Below are 18,186 nucleotides of genomic sequence, written 5' to 3'. Positions count from 1 at the left end.
GTGGCGGAGGGAGAGGGATTCGAACCCTCGATACGGTTTCCCGTATACACGCGTTCCAGGCGTGCGCCTTAAACCACTCGGCCACCCCTCCGGCAGGACATTGACGCCACTGTTGCGGTGGCATCTCCGGTCTGCGTTGCGGTGTATACCGCATGGCCAGCCAAGCGCAAGGGTCGGCGCGCGCGTTGCCTGAAAAATTCGCGACCGGCCTCCGTCGGCGGGTCAATCAGCGATGGCGAAGGCATCGATGTCGTGATGGGGCAGGGCGGACGGGGTGACGTAGACGGCATCGGCGCGCAGGGTGAAGCTGGCGCTCCAGGGGTTCCTCGCGCGCCAGGCACGCACCGCGCGGTTGAACAGCCTGTGCTTGCGTGCGCCGATCGCGGCCTGCGCCAGATCGAGCCGCGCGCGGGCCTTCACCTCGACGAAGATCACCGTTGCGCCGCGCTTCATGATCAGATCGATCTCGCCTCCCGAGGCCGCGAAACGGCGCTCGAGCGGGCGATAACCCTTGCAGAGCAGGAAGCCCATCGCCAGCCATTCGGCGAGATGCCCGCGCAACAATGCCCGGCGGCGCTTGCGCCTGGCGCCTTGTGCGCCTTGCTCGCCTTGCGTGCTCTGCGCGGGATCGCCTTCCCGCCAGGCTTGCGGATCCCTGCGCATCAGGCGCCCTCCCCGGACGCATCGCGCGAAAGCGCGACGGCGCGGGCATAGACCTCCCGTTTGGGCAGGCCAAGCCGCGCCGCGACGAGCGCGGCGGCATCCTTGACGCTGTGGGAGGCGAGCGCGTCGCCCAGGGCGATGTCGAGATCGCCCATCGCATCGGCGCGCCGGTCTTCCTCCGCCGCCTCACCGATCAGCACCACGATCTCGCCCCTGGGCGGGCCTTCTTCGGCGAATTGCGCAGCGAGTTCCGCGAGGCTGCCCCGGCGCACCGTCTCGAACATCTTGGTCAGTTCACGCGCCACGACGGCCGGACGCGGGCCGAGCACCGCCGCGGCATCCGCCAGCATGGCTGGCAGACGCTTCGCTGATTCAAACATCATCAGCGTGCCCGGAATCGTCGCAAGCGCCGCCAGCCGGTTGCAGCGCGCCCCGGATTTCGACGGCAGAAAGCCTTCGAAGAAGAAGCGGTCACTCGGAAGGCCGGAGACGACCAGTGCCGTCAGCACCGAGGAGGGGCCCGGTATCGGCGTGACCGGCAAGCCTTCCTCGATGGCGGCCTGCACGAGCTTGTAGCCGGGATCGGAGACGAGCGGCGTGCCTGCATCGGAGACGAGCGCAAGCGCCTCCCCGGCCTGTAACCGCGCGATCATGCGCGTGCGCACGCTTTCAGCCGAATGCTCATGATAGGCGACGAGCGGCGTGGTGATGCCGTAATGCGCCATCAGCCGGCGGGTGATGCGCGTATCCTCGGCAAGGACCGCGTTCGCGGCGGCGAGAATGCGCAGGGCGCGCAGCGAAACATCCTCGAGATTGCCGATCGGTGTCGCAACGACATAAAGTCCGCACGAAAGGGGCTGTGTCTCGGCGGCGAGGCCGAAGGCGGTGAACACGCCGTGGCGCCCGGTACCTTGCGCAGCGGGTGCGCCCGGCGCATCCCCGCCGATCGCCTCGGTACGGGCCGGGTACTGCGCCGTCGCTGGGCGATTCGGAATCGGCGGTTTCGCCATCTGCATCATCTCCCGGCAATGGTCACGGCGGCGGGGCTACCGGCTGTCCTTGCCGGATTCAGGTGAATTTGCGCATTCGTGACTTGACACGCGTATGAAATCGTTAACCAAACCATTAACGTGTCGGTGTTAAATGTCGACCGCATCCGTAACCAAGGCGCCGCCTGACCGCAAGACGAGGGATGATCCCATGACCGCGCCCCGCCGCCCCGGCAATCTTCCGCTTCCGCTCGCGACGCATGCCGCCGATGGCGCGCGCCCGCATCGACTGCCGAGCCGCCGGCTCGTTGCGGGCCTCCTCACCGGTGGGTTGGGGCTGACCCTGGCCGGCTGCATCACGCCCTTCTCCGGACAGCCGCCGGGGCTCGTCGGCGGCGGCCCGCAAGACGACCGGGACGATTCCATCGGTGACGGTACGGTGCGCGTGGCGCTGATCCTGCCGCTTTCCGCATCAGGTGCCGGCGGTGCAGCCGCGCGCGATCTGCGCAACGCCGCCGAGATGGCGCTCGCGGAATTCGACGATCCGCAGATCCGGCTGGTCGTCAAGGATGACCGTGGTGCGGCTTCCGAGGCGCGCCGTGCCGCGCAGGAGGCGATCGCGGAAGGGGCCGAGTTGATCCTCGGCCCGCTTTTCGCGGCTTCCGTGCAATCGGCAGGCGACGTGGCGCGCGAGAATCGCGTCCCGATGATCGCCTTCTCGACCGACGCCTCGGTGGCGCGCCCAGGCGTCTATCTGATGGGTTTCCTGCCGCGTGACGAGGTGGCGCGCATCGCGGCCCATGCCGCACGCGAAAACCGCCGCGATATCGCCGCGCTGATCCCCGAGAGCGGCTATGGCGAGGTGGCGGAGGCCGCCTTCCGGCGGGCTTCTGATGCGCGTGGTCTGCGCATCATTGCACGGGAGCGCTATCGTCCCGGTTCACCCCAGGATGCCGTACGGCGCCTTGCGAACGCGATTGCCGGCCCGTCGCCGCGCGTCGATGCGCTGTTTATCCCCGACACGCCCGATTCGATGCCTGCCGTGGGGCGCGCGCTGTCGCAGGCGAATTTCGATCCCGCCCGCGTCAAGCCGATCGGCACCGGGGTCTGGAACGATCCGTCGGTGCTGTCATTGCCGGCCCTGCGTGGCGGCTGGTTCGCCGCGCCGCCCCAGGCCGGGTTCGATGCTTTCGCGCAGCGCTTCCGCATGCGTTTCGGCTCCGACCCGGTGCGGATCGCCAGCCTCGCTTATGACGCCGTCTCCCTCGCGGCGGCGCTGACGCGCACCCAGGGTGAGCAGCGCTTTGCGGAGGGGATCCTCACCAACAGCTCCGGTTTTGCCGGCGCCGATGGCGTCTTCCGCTTCAACCAGGATGGAAGCAATGATCGCGGCTATGCGGTCTACGAAGTGCGCGACGGCGCGGCGGCGACGATTTCGCCCGCGCCGCAATCCCTGGAAGCCTGAGGGCAGCGTCGCTCGGAATGCGAGGGTGCCGCAGGGAGATGTCTGGCGGGGGTTGCCGAGGACGCCCCTGCGACCAATATGCCCAGTGAATTCGGGCAAGGCCATGCGTGCATGGGACGATGTGCTCTCCGGCGGGACGGGGCCCCTGAGTGGCCGTTTTGAAGGTTCGAGGCAGATGAACACTTTCAGCGATGTCTTCGTGCTTGTGGCGGTCGGTGCCGTAGTGCTGGTTCTGGCGCTCGGCCTGGTCAACATGATGCGTGGCGGCTCGGCCAGCAGATCGCAGAATTTGATGCGCGCGCGTGTGCTGCTGCAGGCTCTTGCTCTCGTCGTGATCATGGGCGTGGTCTGGTACCGGGCGCTGTAGAGCGCCGGGCGGATGCCGTATACCCGCCTTCTGCGCTAAGATTACATTGACAGAGCAGGTCTTGATCATACAATCCGAGCGCCGCCCTTTCCGGGCGGCTCTTTGTTTTGCGATCCGCCCACGGCGGAGCATCAGCCAGAAGGAACAGTTCCGTGAATTCGCCCCTCGTCCCGAACTACGCCCGCGTGCCGCTCGCCTTCGAAAGAGGCGAAGGATCCTGGCTCGTGACGCGACGCGGGGAGCGATATCTCGACTTCGGTTCCGGCATTGCCGTCAACAATCTGGGCCATGCCCACCCCGGACTCGTCGAGGCGCTGAAGGCGCAGGCGGAAAAGCTCTGGCACGTCTCTAATCTCTTCGAAATTCCGGAGGGCGAGCGTCTCGCGCAGCGCCTCGCGGATAACAGTTTCGCCGATCAGGTGATGTTCTGCAATTCCGGTGCGGAGGCCAATGAGGCCGCCATCAAGATGGCGCGGCGCTATCATTATCTGAAGGGCCAGCCCGAGCGCTATCGCATCCTCACCTTCTCCGGCGCCTTTCACGGGCGCACCCTCGGCACCATCGCTGCGGGTGGCCAGGCCAAGTATCTGGAAGGTTTCGGGCCCAAGGCAGAGGGGTTCGACCAGGTTCCCTTCGGGGATCACGAGGCGATGCGCGCGGCGGTGACGCCGCAGACGGCTGCGATCATGATCGAACCGATCCAGGGTGAGGGCGGCGTGCGCGCCGTACCGCATGTCTGCCTGCGCGGATTGCGGGAATTGTGCGACGAGACCGGCATGCTCCTGATCTATGACGAGGTTCAGACCGGCTTCGGGCGCACGGGCAAACTGTTCGGTTACGAATGGGCCGGTGTCGCGCCGGACATCATGGCGGTGGCGAAGGCGCTGGGCGGCGGCTTCCCCGTCGGGGCGGTTCTCGCCACGGCGGATGCGGCAACCGGCCTGACGGCAGGCAGCCACGGGACCACCTTTGGCGGCAATCCGCTCGCCATGGCGGTCGGCAATGCGGTTCTCGACGTTCTGGAGGAGCCGGGCTTTCTGGATCAGGTCAACCGGACCGGCCTGCTTATGCGCCAGCGCCTCGCGGAGTTGCGAGACCGTTTCCCCGACATCATCGGCGAGATCCGCGGTGCGGCGCTGATGTCCGGCCTGCGGCTCAACATTCCCAATGCCGATTTCGTCGCCGCCACGCGGGCGCAGCATCTTCTGTGCATCCCCGCCGGCGACAATGTCGTGCGGCTCTATCCGCCGCTGACCATCAGCGAAGCCGATCTGATAAAGGGGCTCCAGCGCATCGAAGCCGCCTGTATCGCCCTGCAGGACAACATGCCGGCAACGGCAAAGGCGGGAGCATCGGCATGAACGACAGCATGACCCCTCCCCGGACAAAGCCGCGTCATTTCACCGATCTGGCCGTCATGGATGGCGGCGAACTGCGTCGCATTCTCGGCCTCGGCGCGGCGATCAAGGCGAAGCGCCGCAAGGGCACGCCGTCGGCGGTGAAGCCGCTCGCCGGCAAGACGCTGGCCATGGTCTTCGACAAACCCTCGACGCGCACGCGCGTGTCGTTTGATGTGGGCATGCGTGAGCTCGGCGGTGAGACGCTGATGCTCACCGGTGCCGAGATGCAGCTCGGGCGCGGCGAGACCATCGCCGATACCGCCCGCGTGCTCTCGCGCTACGTCGATGCCATCATGATCCGCATCCTCGAGCAGGAGGCGATGCAGGAGCTGGCCGACAATGCCGAGGTTCCAGTCATCAACGGCCTCACCAAGGACACGCATCCCTGCCAGATCATGGCGGATGTGATGACTTTCGAGGAGCATCGCGGATCGATTGCCGGCGCCACGGTGGCGTGGACGGGCGATTCGAACAATGTGCTCACCTCCTGGATCCATGCGGCGGCGCGTTTCGACTTCACCATCAACGTCGCCACCCCGGCGGAGCTCGCGCCGCCGGCGGAGATCGTCGCCTGGGCCCGCGCAAACGGCGCGCGTCTCAACCTGACCACCGATCCGCGCGCGGCGGTCTCCGGCGTACAGGCCGTCGTCACCGATTGCTGGGTCTCCATGGGTGACGAGGATGAGGGGCGGCGCCACAACCTGCTCAAACCCTATCAGGTCGATACCGATCTGATGGCGCTCGCCGACAAGGACGCGTTGTTCATGCATTGCTTGCCTGCCCATCGCGGCGAGGAAGTGACCGATGCCGTGATCGACGGTCCGCATTCCGTCGTCTTCGACGAGGCGGAGAACCGCCTGCATGCCCAGAAGGGCGTACTGGCCTGGTGTTTCGGTCTCGAGGCGGGTCTTTGGGAGGCGGTATGAGCGTGCCGTTCGACGGCGCCGACGACCTGATCCTGCCCTTCGCGGTCGAGCCCCTCGACCTGCGGGGGCGGGTGGTACGGCTCGGCCCGGCCATCGATACCATGATCAAACGCCACGGCTATCCCGAAGCCGTGGCGCGCGTCCTCGGCGAGGCGGCAGCGCTGACGGCCCTGCTTGGCTCCGCCTTGAAATTTGAAGGGCGCTTCCAGTTCCAGACCCGCACGGACGGGCCGGTCGAAATGATCGTGGTCGATTTCGACACGCCCGATCGGCTGCGTGCCTTCATCCGCTTCGATGCGCAGCGTGTGGCGCAGAGCGTCGCGGCGGGTGAGGGCGATACCGCCCGTCTTATCGGCCATGGCCATCTCGCCATGACCATCGACCAGGGCCCGGCCATGAACCGCTATCAGGGCGTCGTCCCGATGGAAGGCCAGAGCCTCGAAGAGGCGGCACATCAGTATTTCCGTCAATCCGAGCAGATCCCGACGCGCGTGCGCCTCGCCGTGGCCGAGCAGGTCGGTGAATCCGGCTCGACCTGGCGGGCGGGGGGGCTGCTCGCGCAGTTCATGCCCGCCTCCATCGACCGCCAGCGCCAGGCCGATCTCGATCCGGGTGATGCGCCGGCAGGGACCGTGACGCAATCGGACGACGGCGAGGATGATGCCTGGCGCGAGGGCCGGGCGCTGGTCGACACAATCGCCGATCACGAACTCGTCGATCCCGGCCTGTCGAGCGAGCGGCTGCTCTATCGCCTGTTCCACGAACGTGGCGTACGCGTCTTTTCCGGCCAGCCAATGCGCGAGGGCTGCAATTGCACGCGTGATCGGATCATGCGCATGCTCGCGAGCTTCTCCGCGCCTGAGCGCAGGGACATGGTCCGCGATGACGGGCGCATCGGCGTCACCTGCGAATTCTGCTCGCGCCAGTACGAGCTCTCCCCGGAAGAGGTCGAGGCTGCGGTGGAAGAGGGCGGCGAGAGCTGAGCCCGAAGCGCAGGGATGGCGCGCTCTACTCCGAATCGCGCAAAAGCGTCACATGGCCCATCTTGCGTCCGGGGCGCGCCTCTTCCTTGCCGTAGAGCGTCAGGCGCGCCCTCGGATCGGCGAGATGTTGCTGCCAGGCCCCGACATCATCACCGATCAGGTTGTGCATTGCGACCCGCCCGTAGCGCCCGGCAGGGCCCAGCGGCCAGCCGCAGACGGCGCGGACATGCTGCTCGAATTGCGAGGTCTGTGCGCCGAAATCGGTCCAGTGCCCGGAATTGTGCACACGCGGGGCGATTTCGTTGACGACGAGGGCCTCGGCTCCCGCCACGTCGCGGGTGAGAAAAAGCTCCACGGCGAAGACGCCGACATAATCGAGCGCGCCGGCGATGGCATGGGCGATCTCGCGCGCCTGCTGCGCCGTCGCGGCGCTCACTGCGGCGGGTACACTGGTCAGGGCGAGGATGTGGTTCTCGTGGCGGTTCTCGCAGATGTCGAAGGCCGCGAAGCTGCCATCGGGCGCGCGGGCGGCGACGACGGAGAGCTCGCAGACGAAATCGACGAAGCCTTCCAGAATCGAGGGCGCCCCCTTCATGGCGGCAAGCGCGCCATCCGTATCACCCGCTTCGCGGATCGCGGCCTGGCCCTTGCCGTCATAGCCGAAGCGGCGCGTCTTCAGGATGGCGGGCATGCCGATGGCGCCGAGCGCCGCCTGAAGGTCGCCGGCATCGTCCACCGGGCGGAACGGGGCCGTGGCAATGCCGAGATCCGCGACGAAGCGTTTCTCGGCAAGGCGATCCTGGCTCGTGGCGAGCGCGCCCACACCGGGGCGCAAGGGCACCAGACCGGCGACCAGCGCGGCGGCTTCGCGCGCCACGTTCTCGAATTCATAGGTGGCGACATCGACGCTCTGCGCGAAAGCCGTGAGCGCCGCTTCGTCGGTGAAGGGCGCGCAGGTGGTCACATCGGCCAGCGCGAAGGCGGGGCTCGCCGGCGTATCGTTGAAGACATGCACCCTGAGCCCGAGCCGCGCGGCGGCGGAGGCGATCATGCGCCCCAGCTGGCCGCCGCCGAGAATGCCGAGCGTCGCGCCGGGTGCGATGATCGTCTCGTTCATGATGCCTCCGAGGGGCGCTCTGCGACACTTTCGCTCTGCGCTTGCCGCCACAGGTCGAGCCGCCCGGCAAGCGCGTCGTCGCTGAGCGCAAGCACGGCTGCGGCGAGGAGCGCCGCATTGACGGCGCCAGCACGCCCGATCGCCAGCGTGCCCACAGGTATGCCGGCGGGCATCTGCACGATGGAGAGCAGGGAATCCTGCCCCGACAGCGCCTTCGATTCCACCGGCACGCCGAAGACCGGCAAGGGCGTCAGCGCCGCCGTCATGCCCGGCAGATGCGCCGCCCCGCCCGCGCCGGCGATGATCACCTTGTGACCCGCCGCGCGCGCGCCCTGCGCAAAGGCATAAAGCCGCTCGGGGGTGCGGTGCGCGGAGACGATGCGGGTGTCATGCGCAATGCCGAGCGCGTCGAGCGTTTCTGCCGCATGGTGCATCGTCGCCCAGTCGGACTGGCTGCCCATGATGATGGCGACCGGCGCCGCTTCGCCGTCTTCACTGTGCTGCTTCATCCTCGCGCCTCGCGCCATTGCCTGAAAGCGAGGTGGATAAACGAGGCGGGGCCGCATCACAAGAGCATGACGCTGCGTGGCCCGTGCAATATCCCGGCAGGCCTCAGCGGGCGCCTGCGGGGCGATGGCGCAATTTGTCCTGCGAGGCGACGAGCGCGCCGGCGACGATCAGGAAACAGGCGACCCACAGCGTCATGCTCGCCTGCGCGAAACCGGCAAGGATCAGCGTGAAGGTGGAGATCACCGGTGCCGAATAGGCGCCCACGCCGAGCAGCCGGATATCGCCGCGCTTGCAGCCGATATCCCAGGCATAGAAGGCGGCGCCGACCGGGCCGAGGCCCAGCGCCATGACCGCAGCCCATTGCACGGTGCCATCCGGCCAGATCGTCGTCTCGAAGGCAAGATGGGTAATGACGCCGAGCAGTGATGCGCCGATGCAGAAGCCGGTCACCGCATCGGTGGGGACGCTGGTAAAGCGGCGCGAGAGCACGGAATAGCCTGACCAGAACAGGGCCGAGCCCATGGCGCAGAGATAACCGGGCCAGTCTTGTGCGAGATCGACGCCACTGCCGCCTCCCGACAGCACCACCACCCCGCCGAAGCCGATCACCGCGCCGATGAAATGGTGGCGGCGGAGTCCCTCGCCCGGGAGCAGGCCGGAGAACAGCACGATCAGCAACGGCCAGAGATAGTTGATCAGCGTCGCTTCCGCCGGCGGGGCGAGTTTGAGCGCGGCAAAGAACAGCGCATGGAAGCCGAACAGCCCGCCGATGCTGAACGCGTAGACCCGCCAGCTCTGACGCAAAGCCGCGCGGCGATGCGGCTGCGCGATCATCACCGCGAGCCCGAGCGCGCCGCCGATGGTGAAACTCATGGCGTTGAGTTGGAAGGGCGGAATTGCGCCGGTCGCGGCGGTGAACAGGGCGAGCACCCCCCAGGACAGGATGGCGAGGCTGCCGATGGCGGTGGCGAGAGCGGGTGACATGGGGTCCCTGAGTCAAAAACGCGCATCGCTTTGCGACGGGCTGCGCGATGACGCAAGGAGCTGGGGCGGTCCTTCAGCAAAACCGCGAGATTCCATCGCGAAAACTTCTCCTGTTGAAAACGAATCAGTGCGCCGGGGGACTCTTGCGCCCGAGTCACCGCGTTGTGTAGGGTCTCAGCCATCAGATCAGTCATCTGATGCGGCGAATTCCCCAGCCTTCGCAAGCAGGGCGCGCGATCGTGAGCGATCGTCCGCGAGGGAGAGGGATTCTGGGAACGGCGAGCCCGCGAGGAGGCGGTATGACGGATACGAGCGCGACCTGGAACGACGAACGCGTCGAGCAGCTCAAGAAGCTCTGGGCCGAAGGCAAGAGCGCCAGTCAGATCGCGGTGGAGATCGGAGGCATCAGCCGCAACGCGGTAATCGGCAAGGTCCACCGCCTTGGTCTCGCCGGGCGCCCCAAGGCCGGAAGCGCCAGCGGTGGGCGCAGCCGTGGCGGTAACGGCGAGGCGAAAGCCGGCGATGCGGGCGCCCAGGCGGTGACATCGGCAAATACGGTGCCTGCGGCATCCGCGCAGGAAGCAGCCGATGCGGCGCCGGCGGAGTGCATGGATCGCCAGCCAGCCATACAGGATGCTGAACCCGGCAACACGCCCTCCCCGCGCAGTGCGGCAGCGGCCTCTGCGGGCAATGCCGCTTCGGCGGGTTCACAGCGCAGGGCTTCCGGCGTTACCGGCAGTGCAGGCGCAGCGCCGCGCAGCGGCAAGGTCGAGCCCGTTCCGGAATTCGAGCAGCATGTGACCATCATGGAACTGCGCGAGGGGATGTGCCGCTGGCCGATCGGCGATCCGACCTCGGCCGAGTTCCGCTTCTGTGGTGCGCGCGCGGATATCGGGGTCCCCTATTGCAATCACCATGCACGTATCGCCTATCAGCCGGCTGCCGACCGGCGGCGCGAGCGCAAGGCTGCCAACGGCTGATCCGGGAAACCGGGCTGACACGGGACTGAAGCGGGGGGCGCGTGAGCGCCCCTTTTCCATTCATGCTCACACGGGCTGCGGCCAAACCGGCCGCAACGCCACTTTCGCACAAGCCTCGTCGGCAAGATTGCTTTCGTATTCTGGCGCCGGTTGCGTGATCCGGCGCGCCGGGCACGGGGGCATTCATGAGTCAGGCGGTCGCGGGTGAGGGCATCGGTCTCGTGCAGAGGCGCGGGATGGAAGTGAGCTTTGCCGCGGGCATCGTGCTGATCCTCACGATCCTGTTTCTGCCGATCCCGAAATTCATCATCGATATGGGGCTTGCGATCTCGATCGCGCTCTCGGTGCTGATCCTGATGGTGGCGCTCTGGATCAACAAGCCGCTGGAATTCTCCGCTTTCCCCACCGTCCTTCTGATCGCCACCATGTTGCGGCTGGCGCTCAACGTGGCGACGACGCGGCTGATCCTCGCCAATGGTGACGAGGGCGGCGCGGCGGCGGGCCATATCATCGACGGCTTCGCCCGGATGGTGATGAGTGGCGATTTCGTCATCGGCATCATCGTCTTCGTGATCCTGGTCACGGTGAATTTTCTCGTCATCACCAAGGGCGCCACGCGTATCGCGGAAGTCGGCGCGCGCTTCACCCTCGATGCCATACCCGGCAAGCAGATGGCTATCGATGCTGATCTCTCCGCCGGGATCATCGACGAGAAGGAAGCCCAGCGCCGCCGGCGCGAGCTCGAGGAGGAGAGCTCGTTCTTCGGCTCCATGGACGGCGCCTCGAAATTCGTACGCGGCGACGCCATTGCCGGGATCATCATCACGGCGGTGAACCTGTTCGGCGGCATCATCATCGGCACCACCCGCCACGGAATGCAGCTCGGCGAGGCAGCCGATGTGTTCACGCGGCTCTCCGTCGGCGACGGTCTGGTGACCCAGATCCCCGCCCTGATCGTCGCACTCGCCGCCGGCCTGCTGGTCTCGAAGGGCTCGACGCGCGGTGCCGCCGAACAGGCGGTGCTGGGCCAGCTCGGCGCCTATCCGCGTGCGCTTTTTGTGGCAGCCAGCGTGATGGTCCTGCTCGGCGTCACCCCGGGCCTGCCTGGGCTGCCGCTCTTCGCGCTCGCCGCCCTGCTGGGCTTCGTCGCCTGGATCGTGCCGCGCAAACGCGCCGAGAGCGAAGCGCTCAAGGCCGAAGAGGCGAAGGCCGAGGAGGTGCGTGTCCAGGAGGAGAGCCGCGACTCGGTCAAGGAATCGCTCAAGACGGCGGAGATCGAGCTCATTCTCGGCAAGCAGCTCGCCACCGAGCTCCTCACCGCCCATGGCGAACTCGCGGCCCGGGTCGGCAAGATGCGCCGCAAATTCGCCCGGCAATACGGTTTTGTCGTGCCCGAGATCAAGCTCTCGGATTCCCTCATCCTCGCACCGAAATCCTACGAGATCCGCATCCACGGCACGACGGTCGCGACGAGCGCACTGCGCGTGGGCGAGGTGCTCGTGATCACCGGCGATGCCGGCAAGCCGGACGTCCCGGGTGATCCTGTGCGCGAGCCGGCCTTCGGCATGAACGCCATGTGGGTCTCGGAGAGCTATGCGGCGGAAGTGCGCCGGGAGGGATTCACGCCGGTGGACATCGTCTCGGTCTTGCTGACGCATCTCTCGGAGACCATCCGCAACAACCTGCCTTCGCTGCTCTCCTACAAGGACATGCGCGCGCTGCTCGACCGGCTCGATCCGGAATACAAGCGCCTGATCGACGATATCTGCCCGGCGCAGATCTCCTATTCCGGCCTCCAGGGTGTGCTCAAGCTGCTGCTCGCCGAGCGCGTCTCGATCCGCAACCTGCATCTCATCCTGGAAGCCATCGCCGAAATCACGCCGCATGTGCGCCGCTCCGAACAGGTTGTCGAGCATGTGCGCATGCGTATGGGCCAGCAGATCTGCGGCGATCTCACCGAAGGCGGGGCGCTGAAGGTGCTGCGACTGGGCACGCGCTGGGATCTCGCCTTCCATCAGGCGGTCAAGCGCGACGCCAAGGGCGAGGTGATCGAGTTCGACATCGACCCGCGCCAGCTCGAGGAATTCGGCCAGGCCGCGTCTGCCGCCATCAAGGAGCGTATGGCGCAGGGCCACAACTTCGCCCTCGTCGCCGCCCCCGATGCACGCCCCTATGTGCGCATGGTGATCGAGCGCCTCTTCGCTACCCTGCCAGTGCTCTCGCACGTGGAGATCCCGCGCGGGGTCGAGGTGGAGACGCTGGGCGCGATCTCGTGAGCCTGATCTCCACCGACATGATCCTGGCCACCTTCGTGGTCTTCTGCCGCGTGGGGGCCTGCCTGATGATCATGCCGGGTTTCTCCTCTGCCCGGATTCCGATGCAGGTGCGGCTCTTCGTGGTGATCGGGCTGAGCCTCGCCATGAGCCCGATGCTGATGCCGGGCATCACGCCCGCTATCGCCGGGACGGGCCTTGCCGGCCTCGTCGGGCTGATCGTGACGGAGAGCCTGATCGGCGCACAGTTCGGGCTGGTCGGGCGGCTGTTCTTCCTCGCGCTCCAGACCATCGGCCAGGCGATCGCCATGTTCATGGGTTTCGGCATGATGGCCGGTGTGGCTATCGACGAGCCCGACCCGGTTCCGGCCCTGACATCCTTCATGATGCTCTCGGCGACGGCATTGCTGTTCATTACCGACCAGCACTGGGAGATCATACGCGGGCTCACGGGGACCTATGTCCTGCTGCCGCCCATGGGCGGTTTCGACGCGCAATTCTCGCTGATCCGCATTGCCGATACGCTCTCGGAAGCCTTCGTGCTGGCGCTGCAGATCGCATCGCCGTTTCTGGTCTTCTCCTTCCTTTTGAACTTCGCCATGGGCGTCATGAACAAGATGATCCCTCAGGTGCCGGTCTATTTCATCTCGTTGCCCTACATGATCATGGGTGGCTTGCTGATCTTCTATTTCCTTTCCGACGAAATCTTTGTGATGTTCAACCAGCGCTTCGGCGCCTGGCTCGCGGGAGGCTGATTGATGAGCGAGGCACGCGAACGGCTGCGCCGGCTCAAACGGCTTCAGGATGTGCAAAAGCAGCGCCACCGGCTGGAGGAATGGAAGCTCGCGCGCCTGCGCCAGGAGGAAAACGGCCTGCGCAAGGCACAGGAAGAGGTGCTCGACGCACTCAATGGCGACCATCCCCTGCACGGGCTGTTTCTCGCCGGCCTCGGTGCACGGGTGGGCAGTCTGGGGCGTGCCATCGTCGCAAAACAGCGCGCGGGCGCGCAACAGGCGGTGAAGACGCTGGAGCAGGGGCGCCGGCAGGACGTCGCCAAGAAATTCGTCTGCCGCGCCCGGCGCGATGCCGACGAAGAGGAGCGGCGCACGGATTTCCTCGATTACCTCGATCGCCATCTCGCGCAAACGGGGGAGGAGCCCTCGATGGCTGCGCCGGCGCCGGCATCCGGCGAAGCGCCGGACGGCAATGCTTCGGGGCGCAAGCCTGGCGTAAGCGCCGGGTTCTAACGTGAAACCCGTCACGTTCGCCTGTCCGATCGACGATGCAGGAGGTTAGAGCCGATGATCAACCCGCCTTCGGATATCATTCTGGATGTCGCGCGCGCGGCCGATCCCGGCAAGCAGGCGAGGGCGGCGCAACGCCTGGTCGCGCTGGCCGGCGACGGATCGGGAAATCCGCATGCCTTCGCCGCGGCGATGGAGAATTCCGGAAGGGATTCGGTTACCGCGCAAACGCCGTTTCGCGCCGCCGAGGCGCGCATCGCCATGCAGAACCGCGATGCGCTCGGCGCGGCGGGCAACGCCGGTTCGCCGGCCGGCAGCGCCGATCTGCGCAATCGGCTCGATCCGCTGGCCGGTGCCGGCGACCGGGACGATGCGTCGCGGCATGCGCCGACAGCCGGCAATCAGCCGATGGCGCCGGAACAGGAATTCGAGGCCTTCATTCTGCGCAGCTTCGTCGAGACCATGCTGCCCGACGATGCGACCGCCTCCTACGGCTCCGGCACGGCGGGCGATATATGGAAGGGCATGCAGGCCGAGCAGATCGGCAATGCGATGGCCCGCTCCGGCGGTATCGGCATCGCCGAACAACTGGCGAAGCTGCATCCCGACGATGCCCCGTCAGGGGGTGGTGCCGGCTTCGGCGTGACGCCGACACAGGCCGCAGCCGCCCTGCAGGCTTCCACTTCCGGCGAGGGGGATGCCGGCATGATCGAGCGTCTGATGGCGGGACCGGGCGATTCGGGAACACGCCCGGCGCTCAACGAGGTCGCGGCGGGCGACGACATCTTCTCCGATCCCCATGAAGCCAGCCTTTTCTTCGCCGGCTTATGGCGTAACGGTGGCTGAGGCAAAGCATTATCATGATATTCCATTCGCAGGACCAGACAGACATGCCAGCGGCGATGACGAGGCCGGCGCGTGCGCCAACGGACGAAACGGATGACCCGGCGCTGCTCTCGCAGGGCGGCACGCAAGCGGCCGCGCCGGCGATTGCGGTGTCGGCTACCTTTCCGGCATCGGGGCAATTCGCCTGCGATCAACCAATGAGCCCCGCAGCGCATACCGCGCTCGCGGTTGCGCAGCGGCTGGAGGCGCTCTTGCGCGAGGAAATAAGCTTGTTGCGCGGTGCCTCGGTGGACACGCTCAAGCAGATGAACCATCGCAAGAGCCAGTGCCTGCTCGAACTCAGCCGGGCGGCGCGGGCGCTGGGCGATGAGCCGGCCCCGCCGGCGCTCGAACAGGGGCTCGATCGCCTCAAACAGGTCGTCGCCGACAATCAGCAGACCCTGTCGACCCATATCGTCGCGGTGCGCGACATAGCCAGCCTGATCGCCGAGGTCATGCAGGCGCATGAATCGGACGGCACCTATGCCGATCGCCCGGCACCACGCCCGCCGTTGGGCGGGGCGCATGCTGCCGATTCCGGCGGCACGCTCCGGCCTGATCAGAAAGGCGCAAAGCCATGATGCGCATGATCGTGGCCGGATTCTGGCTCTGTCTTGTAACGCTGGCCTCGGGCTATGGCGCGGTGGAATACTTCACCCGCCAGGCCGGCGCGGCGACGGATGATTCCGGCTATTTTCAGGGCATCACTTACGAGACGACCCGTGCCATGACGGTGCCCGTCATCGCGGACGGAGCCGTCGAGGGATACGTGGTGGCGCAATTCGTCTACACGGCGCAGAGCAGCACGTTGCAGGCACTGGGTGTGCCGGCCGAATCCTTCATCATGGACGAGGCCTTCCACCAGATCTTTACCAGCGAGGATATCGATTTTCGCGCGCTGCGCCGTTTCGACACCCGCGCTTTCCTCGCGCAGCTGACGGAGCGGGTGAATGCCCGCCTCGATGGCCCGATCATACGCGAGATGCTGATCGAGGAGTTCAATTTCGTCGACGACAGCCAGTTGCGCTGATGAGGCGCGGGCACCGGCGAGCGGGGTGCATACCGGGATATCCGGGCTCGAAGCCGCTGCGATCCATGCGATTTGCCGCGACGACGGTCAGTACGACTACGCGTCCGGTCCCGACCGTGCCTGATCCGCCGGGATGAACCATCCGCGCACGCAGGCTCCGCAGCGCCGCTTCCACCGTCGATCAGATGTCGGGCCGCCTCGGCCTGCAGGGGGTTGCCCAGGAGATAACCCTGAGCCGTATCGCAGCCGATGGTGGCGATTGCCCTGTCTCGCGGCATCCTGGCAATTGCCCGCACCACCGCCATCGCATTCCCGATGCGTGCATCTTGCGCGAGAAGACCCATGCATTCAGCTGCGTTCTGGTGTGCCGCAGTTTTCAGCCGCAATGCCGTCAATCAGATCCTGCGCTTCGTTGCGCAGCATGATGAAGCGCTCCAGCCTGTCGAGGGTCTCGACGGCCTCGGTGCGCAGACGGAGAAGCTCGAGCAGATCGTTGCGATCACTGCGGGTGATGCGCGCTTTCAGGATGGTCTGGCGCTCGGTTTCGAGGGCTTCGTAGAGGCGCGTCTGCTCAGCGGAGCGCCGCTCGATTCGGATCTGGTCGACGAAGATTGCCGCCAGCGCATCGCAGCGCTCCTGGCCGGACAACCCTGCTCCGCCATCGGGGCGCGCGACCGGGCAATATTGCCCGCGCCAGCCCGCGACGATCGAGCGACCCTCGTCGAGGATGCGCAGGGCACGCCGGATCTCGCGATCGAAATCACGCATCTCACGGCTGCGCAGCATGGTGCGCAGCTCTTCCAGCCGCGCCTCGGGCGGGCGGGTCTCGTCATCCATCAACGCTTCGAAGTTCGCCAGTATGGTGGCCTGCTCGTCGTGGAGCGCCTCGATACGTGCATGCGCGGCGAGTTCCTCAGCATAGTCGAGGGCGAAATTCATGCAGTATTGCGGCTCCTGTCCCGTGCGCGCATCGGCATTTGCCGCCATCCCGATGGCGGCGGAACCCAGAACCAGCGCGATGACGCCCGCGCGACGGAAAAGACCCGTGATCATGCGTGGAACATGGCTCATCCCCGACATTTCGGCAAGATGCAGATCGTCACGTCACGAAGCGTCGATCATGCGCTCATCCCGGCAGGCCGATCCGGCGTATCTCCCAGATGAGTTCGACGCCGCTCGTCTCATGCACCCGCCGGCGCACTTCCTCGCCCAGCGCCTCGATATCGGCGGCTGTGGCATGGCCGTGATTGATCAGGAAATTGCAATGCATCGGCGAGACCTGCGCCTCGCCGATCTGCAACCCGCGACAGCCGGCGGCGTCGATCAGTTCCCAGGCCTTCATCCCGGGCGGGTTCTTGAAGGTGGAGCCGCCGGTGCGGGTATTGACGGGCTGCGTCGACGAGCGCGCCTCGGTGATCTCCTGCATGCGTGCGAGCAGCGCCTGCGGATCGCCGGGATAGCCCTGGAAAAGCGCTTGGGTGAAGATCATGTCGACCGCAACCGCGCTGTGGCGATAGGCGAAGCCCATAGCCGCATTGTCGAGCACGTGCAGCGCGCCCGTATTGTCGAGGGTCCGCACTGCGACGAGCACATCCTTCACCTCGCCGCCATAGGCCCCGCCATTCATGCGCAAGGCCCCGCCGATGGCGCCGGGAATGCCGCGCAGGAAGGTGAGCCCGTCGATCCCCGCCTCTGCCGCGATGCGCGCGACCTTCACATCCGCTGCCCCCGCCCCGGCGCGCACGCGATGACCATCCTCGACAGCAATCTGCGCAAAACCCCGCCCGAGCCGGATCAGCACGCCGGGCAGGCCGCCATCGCGGATGAGCAGGTTGGAGCCGCGCCCGATCACGGTGAGCGGGAGATCGCGGGGGCGCTGTGCGAGAAACAGCGCCAGATCCTCCTCGTCGGCAGGCTCGAACAGGATCTGCGCCGGCCCCCCGGTGCGAAACCAGGAGAGCGGCGCCGCCGGCGCATTCGCCGTGAGCGTTCCGCGCAGATCCGGGATCGCGGCGCGGATGTCCTGCGTGCGATCTGGAAAGCTTCTCACCTGCGGTCTCCATTCAGCGCAGCAAGCTGGTCAGGCAGGGCATAGGCCCATTGCGTGATGTTGCCGGCGCCCAGAAACATCACGTAATCGCCGGGCTCGGCCAGATCCGCGATGATTCCGGGCAGAGCGTCGGGCGTGTCGAGCGCCATCACCGAGCGATGCCCGCGCGCCTTCAGGCCCGTGACCAGCCCGTCGCGATCGGCGCCGGGAATATGGGCCTCGCCGGCGGCATAGACATCGGCGACGATCACCGTATCGGCATCGTTGAAACAGGTGCAGAAGTCATCGAACAGCGCATGCAGGCGGGTATGGCGATGCGG

The 18,186-nt window shown here is 66.6% G+C and carries 19 protein-coding genes, 1 tRNA gene and 1 pseudogene; 12 read left to right on the top strand and 9 right to left on the bottom strand.

Annotated features, from left to right (window positions below; translation table 11 throughout):
- Position 1 precedes the first annotated feature (1 nt).
- The 3 genes from VKP01_RS02915 to rsmI all read right to left on the bottom strand — a co-directional run bounded on the left by VKP01_RS02915 (position 2) and on the right by rsmI (position 1,679).
- A tRNA-Ser gene (locus tag VKP01_RS02915) sits at positions 2 to 91 on the bottom strand.
- A gap of 131 nt (positions 92 to 222) precedes the next feature.
- Entirely contained in the window at positions 223 to 663 is a 441-nt protein-coding gene (locus tag VKP01_RS02910) for a YraN family protein (RefSeq protein ID WP_324410132.1), read from the bottom strand.
- On the bottom strand, positions 663 to 1,679 hold the full coding sequence (gene rsmI, locus VKP01_RS02905; RefSeq protein WP_414706500.1) for a 16S rRNA (cytidine(1402)-2'-O)-methyltransferase: 1,017 nt from the start codon (positions 1,677 to 1,679) through the stop codon (positions 663 to 665). The genes VKP01_RS02910 and rsmI overlap by 1 nt, the downstream gene beginning before the upstream one ends.
- 184 nt (positions 1,680 to 1,863) lie before the next feature.
- Between rsmI and VKP01_RS02900 the strand changes: the two genes are divergently transcribed.
- The 5 genes from VKP01_RS02900 to VKP01_RS02880 all read left to right on the top strand — a co-directional run bounded on the left by VKP01_RS02900 (position 1,864) and on the right by VKP01_RS02880 (position 6,793).
- Positions 1,864 to 3,117, top strand: coding sequence for a penicillin-binding protein activator (locus VKP01_RS02900; protein ID WP_324410130.1), 1,254 nt, complete (start codon positions 1,864 to 1,866; stop codon positions 3,115 to 3,117).
- Between the two features lie 175 nt (positions 3,118 to 3,292).
- Positions 3,293 to 3,484, top strand: coding sequence for a twin transmembrane helix small protein (locus VKP01_RS02895; RefSeq protein ID WP_324410129.1), 192 nt, complete (start codon positions 3,293 to 3,295; stop codon positions 3,482 to 3,484).
- A 152-nt stretch (positions 3,485 to 3,636) separates the two neighbouring features.
- Positions 3,637 to 4,845, top strand: coding sequence for an aspartate aminotransferase family protein (locus VKP01_RS02890; RefSeq protein WP_324410128.1), 1,209 nt, complete (start codon positions 3,637 to 3,639; stop codon positions 4,843 to 4,845).
- On the top strand, positions 4,842 to 5,810 hold the full coding sequence (gene argF / locus VKP01_RS02885) for an ornithine carbamoyltransferase (protein WP_324410127.1): 969 nt from the start codon (positions 4,842 to 4,844) through the stop codon (positions 5,808 to 5,810). Before VKP01_RS02890 ends, argF begins: the two co-directional genes overlap by 4 nt.
- Positions 5,807 to 6,793 carry an Hsp33 family molecular chaperone gene (locus VKP01_RS02880; RefSeq protein ID WP_324410126.1) on the top strand — a complete coding sequence of 329 codons (987 nt, stop codon included), beginning with the start codon at positions 5,807 to 5,809 and terminating at the stop codon, positions 6,791 to 6,793. The genes argF and VKP01_RS02880 overlap by 4 nt, the downstream gene beginning before the upstream one ends.
- A 25-nt stretch (positions 6,794 to 6,818) precedes the next feature.
- On the opposite strand, the gene VKP01_RS02875 is transcribed toward VKP01_RS02880, so the two are convergent.
- From VKP01_RS02875 to VKP01_RS02865, 3 genes are all read right to left on the bottom strand, one after another.
- A complete protein-coding gene (locus tag VKP01_RS02875; RefSeq protein WP_324410125.1) occupies positions 6,819 to 7,910 on the bottom strand; it encodes a 5-(carboxyamino)imidazole ribonucleotide synthase in 1,092 nt (363 codons plus the stop codon).
- Positions 7,907 to 8,419 (bottom strand): 5-(carboxyamino)imidazole ribonucleotide mutase, encoded by a 513-nt coding sequence (gene purE, locus VKP01_RS02870; protein WP_324410124.1) that lies wholly within the window; start codon positions 8,417 to 8,419, stop codon positions 7,907 to 7,909. Before purE ends, VKP01_RS02875 begins: the two co-directional genes overlap by 4 nt.
- A 103-nt stretch (positions 8,420 to 8,522) precedes the next feature.
- Entirely contained in the window at positions 8,523 to 9,404 is an 882-nt protein-coding gene (locus VKP01_RS02865) for a DMT family transporter (protein ID WP_324410123.1), read from the bottom strand.
- Between the two features lie 299 nt (positions 9,405 to 9,703).
- On the opposite strand from VKP01_RS02865, the gene VKP01_RS02860 reads away from it, so the two are divergent.
- The 7 genes from VKP01_RS02860 to VKP01_RS02830 all read left to right on the top strand — a co-directional run bounded on the left by VKP01_RS02860 (position 9,704) and on the right by VKP01_RS02830 (position 15,816).
- Entirely contained in the window at positions 9,704 to 10,384 is a 681-nt protein-coding gene (locus VKP01_RS02860; RefSeq protein WP_324410122.1) for a GcrA family cell cycle regulator, read from the top strand.
- 185 nt (positions 10,385 to 10,569) lie between these two features.
- Positions 10,570 to 12,660: a flagellar biosynthesis protein FlhA gene (gene flhA, locus VKP01_RS02855; protein WP_414706499.1), complete on the top strand. Its 2,091-nt coding sequence runs from the start codon at positions 10,570 to 10,572 to the stop codon at positions 12,658 to 12,660.
- Positions 12,657 to 13,412 (top strand): flagellar biosynthetic protein FliR, encoded by a 756-nt coding sequence (locus tag VKP01_RS02850; RefSeq protein ID WP_324410121.1) that lies wholly within the window; start codon positions 12,657 to 12,659, stop codon positions 13,410 to 13,412. Before flhA ends, VKP01_RS02850 begins: the two co-directional genes overlap by 4 nt.
- Positions 13,413 to 13,415: 3 nt before the next feature.
- Positions 13,416 to 13,904 (top strand): hypothetical protein, encoded by a 489-nt coding sequence (locus VKP01_RS02845; protein ID WP_324410120.1) that lies wholly within the window; start codon positions 13,416 to 13,418, stop codon positions 13,902 to 13,904.
- Positions 13,905 to 13,958: 54 nt separating this feature from the next.
- Entirely contained in the window at positions 13,959 to 14,747 is a 789-nt protein-coding gene (locus VKP01_RS02840) for a rod-binding protein (RefSeq protein ID WP_324410119.1), read from the top strand.
- A 14-nt stretch (positions 14,748 to 14,761) separates the two neighbouring features.
- Complete coding sequence (locus VKP01_RS02835) at positions 14,762 to 15,367, top strand: hypothetical protein (RefSeq protein ID WP_324410118.1); 606 nt, start codon at positions 14,762 to 14,764, stop codon at positions 15,365 to 15,367.
- A complete protein-coding gene (locus tag VKP01_RS02830) occupies positions 15,364 to 15,816 on the top strand; it encodes a hypothetical protein (protein ID WP_324410117.1) in 453 nt (150 codons plus the stop codon). The genes VKP01_RS02835 and VKP01_RS02830 overlap by 4 nt, the downstream gene beginning before the upstream one ends.
- A gap of 348 nt (positions 15,817 to 16,164) precedes the next feature.
- On the opposite strand, the gene VKP01_RS02825 is transcribed toward VKP01_RS02830, so the two are convergent.
- From VKP01_RS02825 to murC, 3 genes and pseudogenes are all read right to left on the bottom strand, one after another.
- Positions 16,165 to 16,887 (bottom strand): hypothetical protein, encoded by a 723-nt coding sequence (locus VKP01_RS02825; protein WP_324410116.1) that lies wholly within the window; start codon positions 16,885 to 16,887, stop codon positions 16,165 to 16,167.
- A gap of 55 nt (positions 16,888 to 16,942) precedes the next feature.
- Positions 16,943 to 17,866: a UDP-N-acetylmuramate dehydrogenase gene (murB, locus tag VKP01_RS02820; RefSeq protein ID WP_324410115.1), complete on the bottom strand. Its 924-nt coding sequence runs from the start codon at positions 17,864 to 17,866 to the stop codon at positions 16,943 to 16,945.
- Positions 17,863 to 18,186 (bottom strand): annotated as a pseudogene (murC, locus tag VKP01_RS02815) (UDP-N-acetylmuramate--L-alanine ligase); the annotation flags it as partial. The gene murB and the pseudogene murC, both read right to left, overlap by 4 nt.

Source organism: Saliniramus sp. (genome assembly GCF_035311605.1).
Lineage (GTDB): Bacteria > Pseudomonadota > Alphaproteobacteria > Rhizobiales > Beijerinckiaceae > Saliniramus.
The sequence above is the reverse complement of the archived record's forward strand: the minus strand, read 5'-3'. Positions and strand labels throughout refer to the sequence as shown.